The sequence below is a fragment of the Brotaphodocola sp. genome, assembly GCF_050873365.1.
Classification (GTDB): domain Bacteria; phylum Bacillota; class Clostridia; order Lachnospirales; family Lachnospiraceae; genus Brotaphodocola.
Genome location: NZ_JBNMIQ010000001.1, coordinates 219931 through 235077 on the forward strand (window position 1 = coordinate 219931; position 15147 = coordinate 235077).

The following is a 15147-nucleotide window of genomic DNA, read 5'->3' on the forward strand; positions in this document are numbered from 1 at the left end:
TTCTTATCAAAATCACTGCGCATCCACGCGGAGCGTATAACTCAGAAGGGGATTGTTTCCCCTCCTGAGAAAATTTGTGATACCCCCACCTATAGAGGAGGGGGACATCCACTCTGAGTTATACGAATCTACATACATGATCAACTGCAATATCAGAAAATCCATACGCCTCTGCCTTCGTCAGTTTTCCACTGCACACCTCTACGATCTCATTTAAAAGCATCTCTCCGCACTCTGCAATCGTCGTGCTTCCATCGATGATTCCACTCAGATCCACATCCATGTTGTCTTCCATATGCGTGTAGGTTCGCTTATTTGCGGTCACCTTGAGTACCGGTGCAATCGCATTTCCAGTCGGCGTACCTCGTCCCGTTGTAAAGATCACGCATGCGCATCCGGCTGCTACCATTGAAGTCACAGAAGAAATATCATATCCTGCGGTATCCATCACCATCGCTCCATGACGGCTCGGGCGTACTGCCTGCTCGAGAACCTCCACAATCGGTCTTGTTCCGCCTTTTCGGATACATCCAAGACTCTTCTCATCAATCGTTGAGAGACCTCCCGCCTTATTTCCCGGCGTCGGCTGACCTGCACGGCAGTCCTGACCTGCAACTTTCAAATGCTTCTCATAGTCCTCGCAAACTCGAATCACCTGATTGTGAATCTCTGCGGTTGCTCCTCTTCTCGCCACAATATGCTCTCCGCCGATCCACTCAATCGACTCACTCATAATTGTGGAAGCACCCAGATCTACAAGTCTGTCACTCAGCTCACCGACCGCCGGATTGGATGCGATTCCAGAAGTTGCATCAGAACCACCACACTCAATTCCCATCAAAAGTTCCGAGATATCACACCACTCTTTCTTCACAAGACCCGCCTGCGCTGCCATCTCTCTCGCCGAGCGAACTGCCTTCTCAATCGTCTTTAAAGTTCCGCCCTCTTCCTGAATTCCAAATGAGACAACCGGCTTGTCCGTCATCTTCTGAATTTTCTCCCGCAGTGCCTTATGACCAACCGTCTCACATCCAAGACCAATGATTACAACACCATAAACATTGGGATTGCATGCAAATCCAGTCAAAACTTTCTGAGACATCTCTGTGTTTGCCGCCACATCGGAACAACCTGTATTAAACACAATGTTGACTGCACCGCGCACCTGACTTGCCACGATTCGACTCGACTCGCTTCCACAAGCACAGGTCGGAAGAATCAGCACATGATTGCGGATTCCCACACGTCCGTCCGAACGGCGATATCCGAGAAACTGGAGCTTTCCATCTCGCTCCACCGTTTTGACTTCCGGTGCTTTGTAATCGGAATCTTGGCCTTCTGCAACGTACTCATTTGCATAGTCTCTCGGAACGCTGTAAATATTGGTGTGATCCACAAGGCATCCCGCAAGAATTTCTCTCGTTGTCTTTCCGATCAGTTCTCCATATTTAAAAACTTCCTCTCCGGATGCAAGCTCTTTCAATGAAATCTTGTGACTGAATGGAATATCCTCATTTGCGGTGATCTCACACATCTGATCTCCATTGCGATACTTAACACTTTCTCCTGCTTTAATGTCACGCACACATGTAACTACATTGTCCTTGCTGTCCATCATAAGGGCATCAATCTTCATGACTCTCCTCCTGCTTTACCTACTATCTATAAAGTTATAAAGTTCTCAAGAAATCTTTTTCAGGCGCCTTACTGATCTTTTTTCTCTTGACACCAGTATAAAACAGGAATAGACTGAAATCAAATTTATGCTTTTTATGTTTATATAAATTATTTTTATACTTAGAAATAATAAAACGAAAACAAATGAATTAAAAAACATGGAGGAAAACAAGAATTGCAACAGGAAATGAAATATATTTACACCGTGTACAAGCATGGAAGTTTTTCAAAAGCAGCGGAAGAACTCTTTTTAACTCAACCAGCGCTCAGCATTTCTGTTCAGAAAGTAGAACACGAATTGGGGCTTTCTCTCTTTAACCGCGACAAAAAACCTCTCGAACTCACAGAGGCAGGAAAAATCTATATTCAAAAAATTGAGCAGATTCAGCATTTAGAAGAAGAACTTTCCGCCCAGCTCAACGATCTGACCGATTTAAAAACAGGATCTCTCAAAATTGGCGGAACGCACTATTTTAACGCCTACATTCTTCCGCCCGTGCTCTCCGCCTACAAGCGAAAATTTCCGGGAATTGATCTGCAACTCGTCGAAGCTGGCTCATGGGAACTCATCAATATGATTAAAGAAAATCAGATTGACCTGACATTCAACTGCACACCGGACCCTTCCGACAAACTGCAACGGATTCCTGCCTTTCAGGATACAATTCTTCTGTCAGTTCCAATCTCTTTTTCCGTAAACAGAGAGCTTGCCAAATTTGCGCTCACCTCAGAAGATATCCTCGCCCACCGATTTGAGGAAGACGATTGTCCAAAAGTTACGCTGAAACCTTTCGTTGACACCCCCTTCATCCTCTTAACTCCCGGCAATAATCTCTACCGCCGAAGCATGACATTTTTTGAAGAAGCACAAGTCACTCCCCAGATCACGCTTCAAGTCTCTCAGCTTGTCACCTCCTTCCATCTGTCATGTTCCGGAATCGGGGCAACTTTTATCAGTGACTGGCTGATGACGAATGTCCACCCGGAGATGTGCTATTATAAAATTGATTCTCCCCATGCTATCCGCCATTTTGATATTGTAACCTCGAGTAAAAACTATATTTCCAAACCACAACAGGCATTTATCGAACTGTTTTGCTCTTATTACAGCAATGCGTATTCCAATCAATCCGGTCACCATAGCAAATATTGATTGAGATAACTCAGAGTGATACGCAGTGATTCTGAAGTGGAATTCGCAAAAAAGGATTCCTCAACAGCGCAGGAAAAGAGAACACGGGAAATGAAAACGCAAAAAAGCGAAAACCTCCCGGGATGTACCCATTTCATCCCGGAAGATTTTCGCTTTTCTAATTTTTGAAATATTTATTCAAAAACACTCAACCCTATTTATTTAACGATAACTCAAACTCAATGATAATACTTATTAAATCACGCTTAGATCATGCTATGCCTTATACATAACCCATCAGGCTCGGGAGCCACAGGGAAACAGCCGGAATGTAAGATACAATCAACAGCACCGCAAAAATTGCTGCGAAGTAAACCAGAAGCGGTTTGATTACATTCTCGATCTTGCTTCCGCCAACCTTTACGCCGACGAACAGAGTCGTTCCAACCGGCGGGGTGATGGTTCCGATACACAGGTTGAAGATCATCATGATACCAAAGTGGATCGTGTTCATACCAAGCTGCTGGCAGATCGGCAGGAAGATCGGCGTAAAGATCAGGCACGCCGGAGTCATATCCATGAAAGTTCCGACAATCAGGAGCAGGATGTTGATGATGAACAGGATTACATAGCGGTTGTCAGAGATGCTCAGCATTGCCTCTGAAACTGCGGTCGGGATTCCGGTGAATGCCATTACCCAGCTCATGATGTTTGAAACACCGATCAGGAAGATAATGATACCGGTCATCTCAGCACTGTCTAAGAAGATTTTCGGAAGCTCGGAAACCTTGATGGACTTATAAAATACAACGGAAAGGATCAGGCTGTATACAACGGCTACGACACTTCCCTCGGTAGCGGTGAAGATACCACCAATGATACCGCCGATTACAACGACGATCATGAACAGACACGGAATTGCCTGTAAAAATACGGTTACTTTCTCTTTGTTTGTAAACTTCTTGGTACTGCGGTATCCCTTCTTCTTTGCAAAGAAGTAGATTACGGTCATACATGCAAGACCCCAGAGAATTCCCGGAATATATCCTGCCATGAACAGAGCTGCTACGGAAGTTCCTCCGGATACCAGAGAGAACGTGATCATAACGTTACTCGGCGGGATCAGAAGTCCGGTCGGAGCGGTTGCAATGTTTGCTGCTGCGGAGAAGTCACGGTCATAACCCTCTTCCTCCTCGATCGGTCCAATGATGGAACCCATTGCGGAAGCAGCTGCGGTACCGGAACCGGAGATTGCACCGAAAAGCATGTTTGCTACTGCGTTCGTGTGTGCCAGAGCACCCGGAATGTTACCTACGAAAAGTTTTGCCAGATTGATCAGACGGATTGCGATACCGCCCTTGTTCATCAGGTTACCTGCAAGAATGAAAAACGGAATTGCAAGCAGGCTGAATACGGAAATACCGGAAAAAATACGCTGTGCACCGGTCAGAACAGCTACGTTTAAATCAAGAACCGGAAGGATTGCACAGATTGAAGATACTGCAAGTGCTACTGCGATCGGCATACCGCCAAGTAACATTACTACGAGGACGGCCAGAATAATCAGGCCACATACAACTGCGATTGAGCTCATCTTACTCTTCCTCCTTCTTCTGCTTGCTGTAATCATTGTGACAGGTATCAATCAGGTTCATGATGCTGAAGATCATGATCAGCACACCACTGATCGGCACCATCACATAGATATATGCCATCGGAACCTGTAAAGAAGCCGTTTTCTGAATCATTGTCAGCTTCGTGATTGCGCTTCCGCCGTACAGCATAACAACGCCTGCAAGAAGGAAGGTCATAATATCGCTTGCTGCCTCAAGAATCTTTCTTGCCGGACCGGTGATCTGGTCAGCAAGGAAACCCATTCTCATATGATCTCTCTTACCAAATACATAAGCAGAAGCAAGCAGAGCCATCCAGGTGAAGGAATAGGTCAGAAGCTCCTCAGACACCGTACTCGGGCGGTTGAAGCAGTAACGGGTTACGATCTGATAAGTTCCGATCACGGTCATCAGGACGAACAGGACGATCATTGCCGTTCCCAGAACGCGCATAATGCCTTTTCTCAAGTTATGCATCGCTTCCATTTACTTTGCCTCCTTCGCTTTTTCGTTGATTTCCTGAATGTGATTGTAAACATCTACAATCTTCGGGTTCTCTTTGAGCATCTGCTCATGGAGCGGAAGAACTTTCTGCTTGAATGCATCAACATCGACATCGATGAACTCTACGCCCATCTGATTCTGTGCGATGTCCTTTGCCTCATCCACGCACTTGTCCCACTCAGCCATCTCTACTTCCGTAGACAGAGCAGCCGCATCCTTAAATACCTGATACTCTTCCGGGCTCAGACCCTCAAGGAATTTCAGGTTTCCAACAAGCATATCCGGAACCATCTGGTGCTTGTTGTAGGAATAATACTTTGCAACCTCACCGTGCTTGTTGTTCGTCAGAGCCAGCTCATTGTTCTCTGCTCCGTCGATAACGTTCTGCTGAATTGCGGTGTAAACCTCACCGAATCCCATCGGAGATGCTGCTGCGCCGAACGCATTTACCATCGCTACGCTCGCCGGGCTCTGCTGTACACGGATCTTTAAGCCTTTCAGATCATCCGGGGTACGGATCGGGGTCTTTGCGTAGAAGTTTCTCGTTCCTGCATTGTACCAGGTTACCACACGGAATCCTGCGTCATCGGTAGACTCATAGATTTTCTCCATATAGTCGGTATCCTGCATGACAGACTTGTAAATCTCCTCAGAGTCAAACAGATACGGCATACTGAAAATCTCGTAAACGTCCGCAAATGTCTCAAGGTTTGCAGTACCTGCTACTACGAAATCGATTGCACCCGTCTGAGTCAGCTCGATTGCCTTCTGTGCAGATCCTAACAGCTCGTTCGGGAAGATCTCCACCTCATACTTGTCTCCAAGGTTCTCCTCCACGTACTCCTTGAATGCCAGAAGTCCAAGATGCTCCGGATGGGTCTCTGACTGTGCATGCGAAATCCGGATGATTCGCTTTCCGTTTGTGAGTGATCCGCATCCGGTCAGACCAAATGCCATCGTCACTGCAAACAGACACACTGTCGCCTGCTTCAAAATCTTCTTCACCTTTATTCCCTCCATTTCATTTTTTCGTTTGCCACTGCCCCAAATCAATATGCCTCAATACCCATTCCCTGTATACATTTAAAAATCGATAACTCAGAGTGGATGTCCCCTCCTCTATGCACCGTCTATATGGATGGAATGTAAGACATTCCTGCATATTGCATATCATTTCAGGATGTGATCATTTTTATCATCTTTTGCGCATACTTTGCGCTCTCTTGACCACGACTCCCATTATATAGCGTTAAGATTTTGTTTTGTACCGTAAATCCTTGCGATTTAGGAAGAAGATTTTGTCTTTGTATACTTTGTCCACAAATATTTCCCCTCTCCCCCACTCTATCGTCTCCCAGAAAGATCCAGCTCATCCAGAATCTTTATTCTGGGGATATTTGTGTCGAATTCTGCGATTGCTTTTCCCGAATTTTACACAAAATCATATTGATAGAACGACAAATCTTATATTATAATACAAACACAATAGGGGGGAATTTATGACAAAAATTTTAGAGAAACTGCTCTGTCTCGCCCTTTATGGCGGACTTCAAAAAGAACAATATCGACAGATCGAGCCCGAGATCGATGAGGCAAACAGAAAGAGTCTCGTCATTCTTTCCACTGCCTGCGCTTTATTTTTCCTTGTCCGCGCCGGTCTGTTTGATGCGAATATTTTAGCCCTGAACAAAACCCTGTTTTCCACTTCTGCATTTCTGTTTCTAATCCTCGCTGGAATCAACTGCTTAAGTCTCGTCAAGCGCAGACCGGCCCTGATTCATCTGTGCGCCTACTTATTCCTGATTATTTATCTCGGAATCGGAATTTTTTCCTCCGTAGGACCTGAGAGTGTTCAGGAGAGAACCACGTTGTATCTGGTGTTTGTGACCGCTGCCCCGATGATGTTTGCGCTCAACGCCGTAGAACTTGCAATCATCATGATTCCGATGGAATTGCTTTTCCTCTTCCTGATCGCAAAATACCAGTCCGCCTACCCGGTCTATGTCACAAACTGTGGGAATTCCATCTTCTTCGCAATATCTGGTCTTCTCCTCGGCATTTACACCTCCAACATGAAGGTATCGGGAATCTACAATGCCTACATGAATTCCCGAATGGAAGAGATCAAGCGACTGAACGATGACCTGACCCGAAGCAGAGCTGACCTTGAGAAAGCTCTCGCAGATGCTGAGCACTCAAATCGCGCAAAGACGATTTTCTTAAACAACATGTCCCACGACATCCGCACTCCGATGAATGCGATCATCGGTTTTTCCGCTCTTGCAAGCGCAAACATCGATGATCCAAAGCGTGTCCGAAACTACCTCGAGAAAATCTCTATCTCCGGTCACCATCTGCTCTCCCTGATCAACGACATCCTCGATATGAGCCGGATTGAAAGTGGAAAAATGCGTCTCACACTCCAACCGCTTCATCTCCCGGATCTCCTCGCCAACATTCAGACGATGATCTCTGTCGATCTTGAAGCCAAACATCTTCACTTTTTTACGGACTTTTCCGCACTCACGCACGAAAACATTCTTGCGGATGAACTTCGTCTGAATCAGGTTTTGATCAATATTTTAAGCAATGCAATCAAATTTACCCCCGCCGGTGGAAACGTTTGGTTTACGCTCAGTGAGCACGAATCTCATGACGATGGCAGTGCTGACTATCGCTTTGTGATCCGCGACAGCGGAATTGGAATGAGCCAAGAATTTCAGAAACATATTTTTGAAACCTTCTCCCGCGAGGAGTCTGTTACAGTCAACAACATTCAGGGAACAGGACTTGGAATGGCAATCACAAAGAATATCGTAGATATGATGAACGGTCAGATCGCCGTTTGGAGTGAAGAGGGAAAGGGATCGGAATTTACGGTCTCACTGCGTTTTCAGACCGCATCCTCCGCGAAATCCGAATCGGGATCTGCATCTAAATTGGCTTCAGCGCCCACTTCGCTCCCCGACTCAACCTCGTCATCCGAACTTGCAGACTCTAAAGATCTCGCAGACGCCAAGATATTTGCGGGAAAAACCCTTCTCCTCGTCGAGGACAATGAACTCAACCAGGAGATTGCCCTCGCGATTCTCGAGGACAGCGGATTCACCGTAGAGGTCGCCGGAAACGGTGCCAGCGCCCTCAGAAAAGTCGAGATCGCCCCTGCCGGTCACTACGCAGTGATTCTCATGGATATCCAGATGCCCATCATGAACGGCTACGAAGCGACGAAACAGATCCGCGCACTGAGCGATCCCGCAAAGTCCCAGATCCCGATCCTCGCAATGACTGCAAACGTCTTTGAGGAGGACAAGACCCGGGCACGCGAAGCAGGAATGAACGGACATCTCCCAAAACCGATTGAGGTTTCCAAGCTATTTGAGGAACTTCATCGGATTTTCTGTACATCAAATTAAATGATGCATTTGAACGCAAAATAGAGGTAAGCCACCAATACTTCTTGTAATACACGAACCATAGCATAGTTACACAAAAGGCGCCAAAAGCAGGAAAGTACATGCAAACCCGTGTGAAGCGTCGGTGCTTAGGCTGTGTACTTTACAGCCTTATGCACCGCTACGCTGAACCCGGAGTGCGAACGTGTTTGCATGACTTTCTCCTGCTGTCGGCGCCCCTTATTTTTATATTTATCTTTCTATCTTTTTATTTTTCCATATCTATTTATTTTTTATCTTTTTCATTTTCTTTCTTAGATCTGTTTCCAGCTCTCTACGCTCTTTACATGCTTCACACGCTTCACATTTTACAGCTTACAGAGAAAAAAACTGCGCCCGGTACTCCGATGGAATCATCCCCGTGATCCTCTTAAACACCTTCGCAAAATAGTTGGAATCGTAATACCCGACCTTCGCACTCACATCTTTGACGCTGATCTGGCGGTTCTGGAGCAGTTTCTTTGCCTCCTCCACCCGAAAATGCATCAGATACGTTGTGAAATTCTGATCAAAACACTGCTTGAACAACTTGGAGAAATACGCATCTGAGTACTGCATCCGCCTTGCGGCATCCTGCATCGAAATATCATTCATGTAGTTCTCCCGGATGTACTGGCGGATCGTCTCAGCAACACAGTCGAGTCTCGTATCCCCGGCTCCTCCGTCGCGATAAACTGGCTCTGCCTCCGGTTCCTCCGCCTGCATCTGCTCAGACTCCCCGGCAAGCCTCTGGTCCGTGATTCGCATCGCTTCCTCCATGACCGCAGACAGCTCCTCCTTATCACAGGGCTTGAGCAGATAGTCGAGCGCGCGGATCACAAATGCGCGCTTTGCATACGAGAACTCATCATACGCCGTCAGAAACAGAATCACGCAGTTTGCGTCCATCTTTCGGATTTCCTCCGCTGCCTCCATTCCATTCATCTCCGGCATCGAAATGTCCATAATCACAATCTGACTCTTCTGCTTCTGAAATACCTCTATCGCCATCTTTCCGTCTGACGCTTCACAGATCTCCAACTGACCGCCGAACGCGCGCTGAAGCTTCCGCGCAAGCGCCATGCGCTCAATCTGCTCATCGTCTGCCAGTAACACCCGATACATTTGAATCTCCCCCTTCCGGCCCTTTCTCCGGTGTAAATGCCAACTGCACAACCGTTCCCGCACCCGGTCTGCTGTAAATTTCCATCTCTCCATCGCGGTACATCCCGTGAATCCGACTCCAGATATTCAAAAGCCCGATTCCTGTACCGGTATGCTCTCCACTCTTTGTGTCCGCCCTCTTACTCTCTTCCCTCTTTGCGTCATCTCTCTTTATGGATGATATGTCGTTTCTCTCGCCCCGCTTCAGTCGTCTTCTGACCTCCTCAAGGCGCTCCTCACTCATTCCCTCTCCGGTATCCGCAATGCTCATCTTGAAACGCTCCCCGTCCATCCATGAGCGCACGACGATCCGTCCGCCACTGCTCCGCGTCGACAGACCATGCTTGATCGCATTCTCGACGAGAGGCTGGAGCACAAACGACGGCACAAGCAGAGGCAGAGTTTCCGGCGCGCAGTCCGACTGGTACTGAATCCGCTTTCCAAAACGCATCTGCTGAAGATACATATAGTCCTGAACAACTCTGAGTTCCCTCTCAAGTGGCATCACCGACTCGCTCGATTTTAAGTTGTAACGAAACAGACGGCTCAGCGCCTCGATCATTTTTTCCGTCACCTCGGCATCCTCAATCTGCGCCATGCTTGCAATCAGATTCAGCGTATTAAACAGGAAATGGGGCTTAATCTGGTTCTTGAGCATCTGAAGCTGAACATCCGCAAGCTGTCGCTCCATGTCATGCTTTTCCCTGAGTGCCGAGATGTACCAGGTCAGGCTGAGTGCCAGAACGCCAAGAAAAAGCGTTGCAACCGGGACGAGCACGAGCATCGTCCGACTGCTCTGATATTGCCGGTTTCCAAGCTGAATCGTCATCTGCTCGAGCTGTCCCGCATAGGCGGTCAAATACCCCTGAAGTCGGTAGACCCGACTGAGTCGCTCGCGGTACCCACTGTCCTGCTGATCCATCATCAGAACGAGATCCCGCTCCGGCACATAGTTCTCATACAGGCTCTTGATCGACCAGGTTCGTGCATAGCAGTCCGCGCCGATTTTCTTATAGTCGAAGGACAGTTTTGCAAGCTCTCTTCTCGTCTGCTCACTCGCCTCCTGATACTCCTCCCTCGCCTCCTGCGTCCCGCTCTGAATATAACGGCTGAACGTCGTCCGCTCCTGATCCATCGCGGACCAGAACGAGAGACTTCGGGCATTGCTTCCGAGAATCGTGTCGAACCCGCGCATTCCAAACATCGAGATCGCCACACTCAACGCGACGCAGAGAACCGCGAGAATACACGCCCACGCAAGTCCCAGCTTTACCTTATGATCCGGCAATAAAACTGCCAGAATTCTTTGTCCCGTCCGAACCATTCCCCCGTCTCCTATTCCAAAAATTTCCACCTGTGTACACGATCACACGATTCCTGTTACTCCTGTGCATTTGCATTTTTCGCCTGCTGTTCCCCGATCGTGGGTTCTGCGACACTCACGCCCTCATAGAAGAACTTCAGGATCTCCTCACAGGTCATGCCATCCTTTGCCATGCCCTGCGCTCCATTCTGGCTCATACCTGCGCCATGACCGTAACCACCGCCGTAAATCTTAAACCGCGTGATTCCCTTGTCATTCTTGCCGACATCCTCGACCGTCAAAAATGCACTCGGCAGGGAACTCCAGCCCTCCGAGGTCTTTCCGTCTTTTCGCTTGATCGTCAGACTCGAATCTCCGAGCGCCGACCGGATCGCATTCTGACCGCTGATCGTCTTCTCGCCGTCGCTTCCCTTGACAAGCATCTTGAGTGCGACACCGCCCGGTCCGCGCTCCGTGATCTTCACACTCTCGATCGTGCCGATTCCGCCGATGTGATCGCCGAGAATCTGTGCATTTGTCGTCACATTCCAGCGATAGAACGGGTAGGACGAATCGTAAGCCGGATAATCCTCATCCTTGATAAACGAAGAAAAATCCGCATTTTCCGTCAAATCCAGCGTTTTTCGACCCGGGCGAAGCGCCACACTCTTCAAATACGGAGTCTCCGAGGAATCATTTCCCCAGATGCTTCCGTCCGTCGTCGTTCCGCAGGAAGTCGAAAAGTAATAGGCAGAAACCGGCTTTCCCTCATACAGCAACATTTTTCCGTAAGTCTCCTCAACAGCTTCCCGTGTCTTCTCATTCGTCTCCACGTTGTTGTAGACCTGAAAATTCGTGCTGTCATCAACGTGAGCACCGTACTGGCTGTAAGTGTTGCTCTGAATCTGCATGTACGCATAGGTGCGCGCACAGACTGCCTGTGCCTTGAGCGCCTCCTTCTCGTAGTTCGGTGGCATCTCACTCGGCACAACTTTTTTGAGATAATCTTCCAAATACAGCTCATTCATCAGAACAAGTCCCGTATCCGCCTCCACAATCTCAAGTCTGCCCGCATACGACGGCGTTCCGAGCGTGCGCTCAAGCGTCGTCACCGTCAGCTCATCCGCCTCATTCTGAGGTTTCAGGATGATTCTGCCCGCCGTGAGCTGACCGTCTCCTTTTGAAAAAGAGACCGTGCTTCCCGGATCGAGTGTCGTCTCCTGATCGCCCTGGGTCATCACCATCGCGCCACTGCATGAGATCGTCACCGTATCGTGAAAAATGCTCTTGAACCCATTATTCATCAGCAAAACGCGGATCGTATCGGCATTGACATCCCGCACCGTCAGCACGGCACAGATCTTTCCCTTTGCGACGATGAATTCATTCTGGTCATATCCAATCAGAATATCTGAGAGATTTTCCCGTTTCACCGTCCCATACGTCCTGAGAACCTTGTACTCCTCATCAAACGGAACCGATCCGTATCCCTCGATCTCGACTGAATCGCTCCGCACGGACAGAACCTTTCCCGTGATCGTGTCCTGCTTGAGAGAGACTTTCGCAATCTTTCCCTTTTCCATCTGGATGTCTGCAAGGTTGTGAACCATCTCCTCGGCTTTCGTTTTCTTTACTTTCTTGCGAAACGAAATCGTCCGCTCAAGATCACCCAGATAAACCTTCATCTCACTCTCGTCCGCATCGATGACCCAGACATTACGGTACGTCGTATTCTGACCATTGTCCGCAATCACATGAATCAGCTGATTTCCCCTCACATAGGCTTTGAGCTCGTGATCGAGATAGTTTTCAAGCGTCAGCCCGTCAAAACGCAGTTGTCCGAGATTTGTGTACACCGTCCACGCCTCCGCCGACGGAACAGTCTGTGGCGTTCCATAAATCAAAACACTCTGCGTCTTCACATTTCCTTTCGGGTCCGCTGATTTCAAAATTGCGTCGTAGAGAATCCACCACGAATCCTCCGGATACGGCTGATTTCGATTCTTCTTCGTCACATTCACCAGCACACCGAGCGTCGGCGCAGAGGTCTCCGCAATCTGCTGTGCCTCCCCGTAAGTCAGCCAGCCCTCTGCCGTCTTCTCGTCCGCCGGTGTCTCCTCCTCCGTGAGAAATCCATTTTCATACAGGTAATCCATCCACGGAATATACCACTGGCTCTGGGCGTCCGCCGAAAAATGCGAACTTCCCGACTCCCGGCGCCACATGGACACTTCCTCCGGCGATTTCAGCGCCAAAACAACCGCACGGGCAACCTCCGCCCGCGAGATCCCGTCTCTCTGCGGTTCACAAAGAAGAATAATTCCAATCAGTACGGTGATCAGTGTCACCATTCCACCCATAAATGCGATTAGTTTCCGACTCTTCATAGTTGCCCCTTAGTTGCCTCTTATTTTTGAATGTAAGTCTTCTGTTCCTCGTCAATATGATCCAGATTTTCATACTTTCCCGGCTGAACCGAGAGATTCTTTCTCTTGAGCAACCAGGAGATCAGCTCCTTCATCAGTTTGTAGAACACCGCAAATGTCGGCACTCCGATGATCATTCCGACAAAACCAAACACTCCGCCGAACAGCAGAATCGAGAACAGTACCCAGAAACTCGAAAGTCCCGTCGAATCCCCGAGAATCTTCGGTCCGAGAATGTTTCCGTCAAACTGCTGAAGCAGAAGGATAAAAATAATAAAATACAGACATTTGATCGGGCTTGCCAGAAGAATCAGGAAAGCACTCGGCACCGCCCCGATGAACGGTCCAAAAAACGGAACAACATTTGTCACACCCACGATCACGCTGACAAGCAGAACATATGGCATGTTCATGAAACTCAGCAGAACATAGCACAAAATTCCAATAATCAGGGAATCGAGAAGTTTTCCGATGATGAATCCGCCGAAAATCTTGTGGACATAGCGCGCTTCCTCGATCACCTTGTTTGCCACGCGCACAGGCAGGGCTCCATAGATCACCATGATCGTCTGCGTCTTGAGCTTGTCCTTCATGTTGAGCAGATAAACCATGACGATCAGACCGATGATCATGTTTAAAACCGTGTGAACAGCCGTAAAAATTCCGCTGTACACTCCCGTCGCAATGTTGTAGATGTTCGGGATCAAATCATTTGTGAGCCAGTCCTGAAGCCAGGTCGATGCCTTCGCATAGTACTGCATCACCTGCGCCTCCATATCCGGATTGTCGCGGAAAAGCTGTTCCAACCACGCTTCCAGATTCAGGGCACCTGCCGGGAGTGCCTCGATCACTCCTCGAATACTCGTAATCACCTGTGGAACCAGCATCGAGACAAGACCTGTCACAACTGCGACAAGAACCAGCAGACTCGCCAGGGTCGCAACCGTCGTACTCAATTTCTTTCCTGCCTTTTCTAACTTCACAAGCGAAAAAATCTCTTCTGTCCATCGGCATACGCGATTGTAAATCGGTGCCATGAGATAGGCAAACACTGCTCCGTAAATGATCGGTTCAAGGATTCCAAGCAGAGCCGTGCACATCTTCTGTGCCGATTTCCAGTTGATCAACAGAAATATCACTGCGACCAGCAGAACCAGAACCACGAATGCAGTCACACCCCAGTAGATGTACGTTTCAAATTTTTCTTTTTTCACTCCAGCCTCCAGTTTCAGATTGTGCCAAAAATCCCCGGCACATGTTCTTCCTGTTTTTCCTCATTGTGCGTCTTTCGTTTATAAGAGTAGCACATTTTCCTGAAAAAAAAAAGATAAAGCAACGATTGCTCGTTGCTTTATCTTTCGTAATCCCAAAATGCCGGTCTTACTTATTGACGCCTAGCAGTGCTAGGTGGGCAACCTCACGCAGGCTTCTGCCTTCCACTGCTCATTGGAGGCTTGACATCGGTCTGCAAATATTGGAATCCCTGAGTCAGAAATGTAGGTTCAAAATGGGTAAGGTTGTCGAACATTCCAGGAATTACGTTCCTCTGTTTTCTATGGATTGATTATACAACAGTCTTTTCATTTTTTCAAGTCTCAAACTACAACTAAAAACTCTTCCTTGCAATCCTCTGAAAATTTTTATATACTGAAAATCAATTTCTGTTTCAATTTCCTACTTCTATTCAAGTCGACGCTCGCGGAGACTTGGCGCGTGATTTTGGTCAGCTCTGCTGACATTTTCTTATCAAAATCACTGCGCATCCTCGCGGAGCGTATAACTCAGAAGGGGATTGTCTCCCCTCCTGAGAAAGTTTGTGATACCCCCACCTATATAGGAGGGGGGACATCCACTCTGAGTTATATACGGCTGACAGGGATTCCAATACAGAAAA

The 15147-nt window shown here is 48.0% G+C and carries 10 protein-coding genes and 1 other RNA gene; 2 read left to right on the top strand and 9 right to left on the bottom strand.

The window, feature by feature from the left end; translation table 11 throughout:
• Positions 1-118: 118 nt before the first annotated feature.
• Positions 119-1636: a UxaA family hydrolase gene (locus ACR0QT_RS01035; RefSeq protein ID WP_432629051.1), complete on the bottom strand. Its 1518-nt coding sequence runs from the start codon at positions 1634-1636 to the stop codon at positions 119-121.
• A 216-nt stretch (positions 1637-1852) separates the two neighbouring features.
• Between ACR0QT_RS01035 and ACR0QT_RS01040 the strand changes: the two genes are divergently transcribed.
• Positions 1853-2830 (top strand): LysR family transcriptional regulator, encoded by a 978-nt coding sequence (locus tag ACR0QT_RS01040; RefSeq protein WP_432629052.1) that lies wholly within the window; start codon positions 1853-1855, stop codon positions 2828-2830.
• A 262-nt stretch (positions 2831-3092) separates the two neighbouring features.
• Here the strand turns inward: ACR0QT_RS01040 and ACR0QT_RS01045 are convergent, their stop codons facing one another.
• Genes ACR0QT_RS01045 through ACR0QT_RS01055 form a run of 3 tightly spaced genes read right to left on the bottom strand, consistent with a single transcriptional unit; the run spans position 3093 to position 5883 of the window.
• On the bottom strand, positions 3093-4403 hold the full coding sequence (locus ACR0QT_RS01045) for a TRAP transporter large permease (protein ID WP_432629053.1): 1311 nt from the start codon (positions 4401-4403) through the stop codon (positions 3093-3095).
• A 1-nt stretch (position 4404) separates the two neighbouring features.
• Entirely contained in the window at positions 4405-4908 is a 504-nt protein-coding gene (locus ACR0QT_RS01050) for a TRAP transporter small permease (protein WP_432629054.1), read from the bottom strand.
• On the bottom strand, positions 4909-5883 hold the full coding sequence (locus ACR0QT_RS01055; protein WP_432629100.1) for a TRAP transporter substrate-binding protein: 975 nt from the start codon (positions 5881-5883) through the stop codon (positions 4909-4911).
• A 542-nt stretch (positions 5884-6425) separates the two neighbouring features.
• Here ACR0QT_RS01055 and ACR0QT_RS01060 point away from each other — a divergent pair.
• A complete protein-coding gene (locus ACR0QT_RS01060) occupies positions 6426-8342 on the top strand; it encodes a hybrid sensor histidine kinase/response regulator (protein WP_432629055.1) in 1917 nt (638 codons plus the stop codon).
• 354 nt (positions 8343-8696) lie between these two features.
• On the opposite strand, the gene ACR0QT_RS01065 is transcribed toward ACR0QT_RS01060, so the two are convergent.
• The 5 genes from ACR0QT_RS01065 to ssrS form a co-directional block, all read right to left on the bottom strand.
• On the bottom strand, positions 8697-9485 hold the full coding sequence (locus ACR0QT_RS01065) for a response regulator transcription factor (protein WP_432629056.1): 789 nt from the start codon (positions 9483-9485) through the stop codon (positions 8697-8699).
• Positions 9457-10848 (bottom strand): sensor histidine kinase, encoded by a 1392-nt coding sequence (locus tag ACR0QT_RS01070; protein WP_432629057.1) that lies wholly within the window; start codon positions 10846-10848, stop codon positions 9457-9459. Before ACR0QT_RS01070 ends, ACR0QT_RS01065 begins: the two co-directional genes overlap by 29 nt.
• Before the next feature lie 56 nt (positions 10849-10904).
• Entirely contained in the window at positions 10905-13214 is a 2310-nt protein-coding gene (locus ACR0QT_RS01075) for a SpoIID/LytB domain-containing protein (protein ID WP_432629058.1), read from the bottom strand.
• 20 nt (positions 13215-13234) lie between these two features.
• Positions 13235-14467: an AI-2E family transporter gene (locus tag ACR0QT_RS01080; protein WP_432629059.1), complete on the bottom strand. Its 1233-nt coding sequence runs from the start codon at positions 14465-14467 to the stop codon at positions 13235-13237.
• Between the two features lie 145 nt (positions 14468-14612).
• Positions 14613-14792: non-coding RNA, 6S RNA (gene ssrS, locus ACR0QT_RS01085), on the bottom strand.
• Positions 14793-15147: the final 355 nt, after the last annotated feature.

Bases quoted from the DNA above. Each gene is read 5' to 3' on its own strand.
- ACR0QT_RS01035 (WP_432629051.1), bottom strand. From the start codon at position 1,636: ATGAAGATTGATGCCCTTATGATGGACAGCAAGGACAATGTAGTTACA.
- ACR0QT_RS01045 (WP_432629053.1), bottom strand. From the start codon at position 4,403: ATGAGCTCAATCGCAGTTGTATGTGGCCTGATTATTCTGGCCGTCCTC.
- ACR0QT_RS01050 (WP_432629054.1), bottom strand. From the start codon at position 4,908: ATGGAAGCGATGCATAACTTGAGAAAAGGCATTATGCGCGTTCTGGGA.
- ACR0QT_RS01055 (WP_432629100.1), bottom strand. From the start codon at position 5,883: ATGGCATTTGGTCTGACCGGATGCGGATCACTCACAAACGGAAAGCGA.
- ACR0QT_RS01060 (WP_432629055.1), top strand. From the start codon at position 6,426: ATGACAAAAATTTTAGAGAAACTGCTCTGTCTCGCCCTTTATGGCGGA.
- ACR0QT_RS01065 (WP_432629056.1), bottom strand. From the start codon at position 9,485: ATGTATCGGGTGTTACTGGCAGACGATGAGCAGATTGAGCGCATGGCG.
- ACR0QT_RS01070 (WP_432629057.1), bottom strand. From the start codon at position 10,848: ATGGTTCGGACGGGACAAAGAATTCTGGCAGTTTTATTGCCGGATCAT.
- ACR0QT_RS01075 (WP_432629058.1), bottom strand. From the start codon at position 13,214: ATGAAGAGTCGGAAACTAATCGCATTTATGGGTGGAATGGTGACACTG.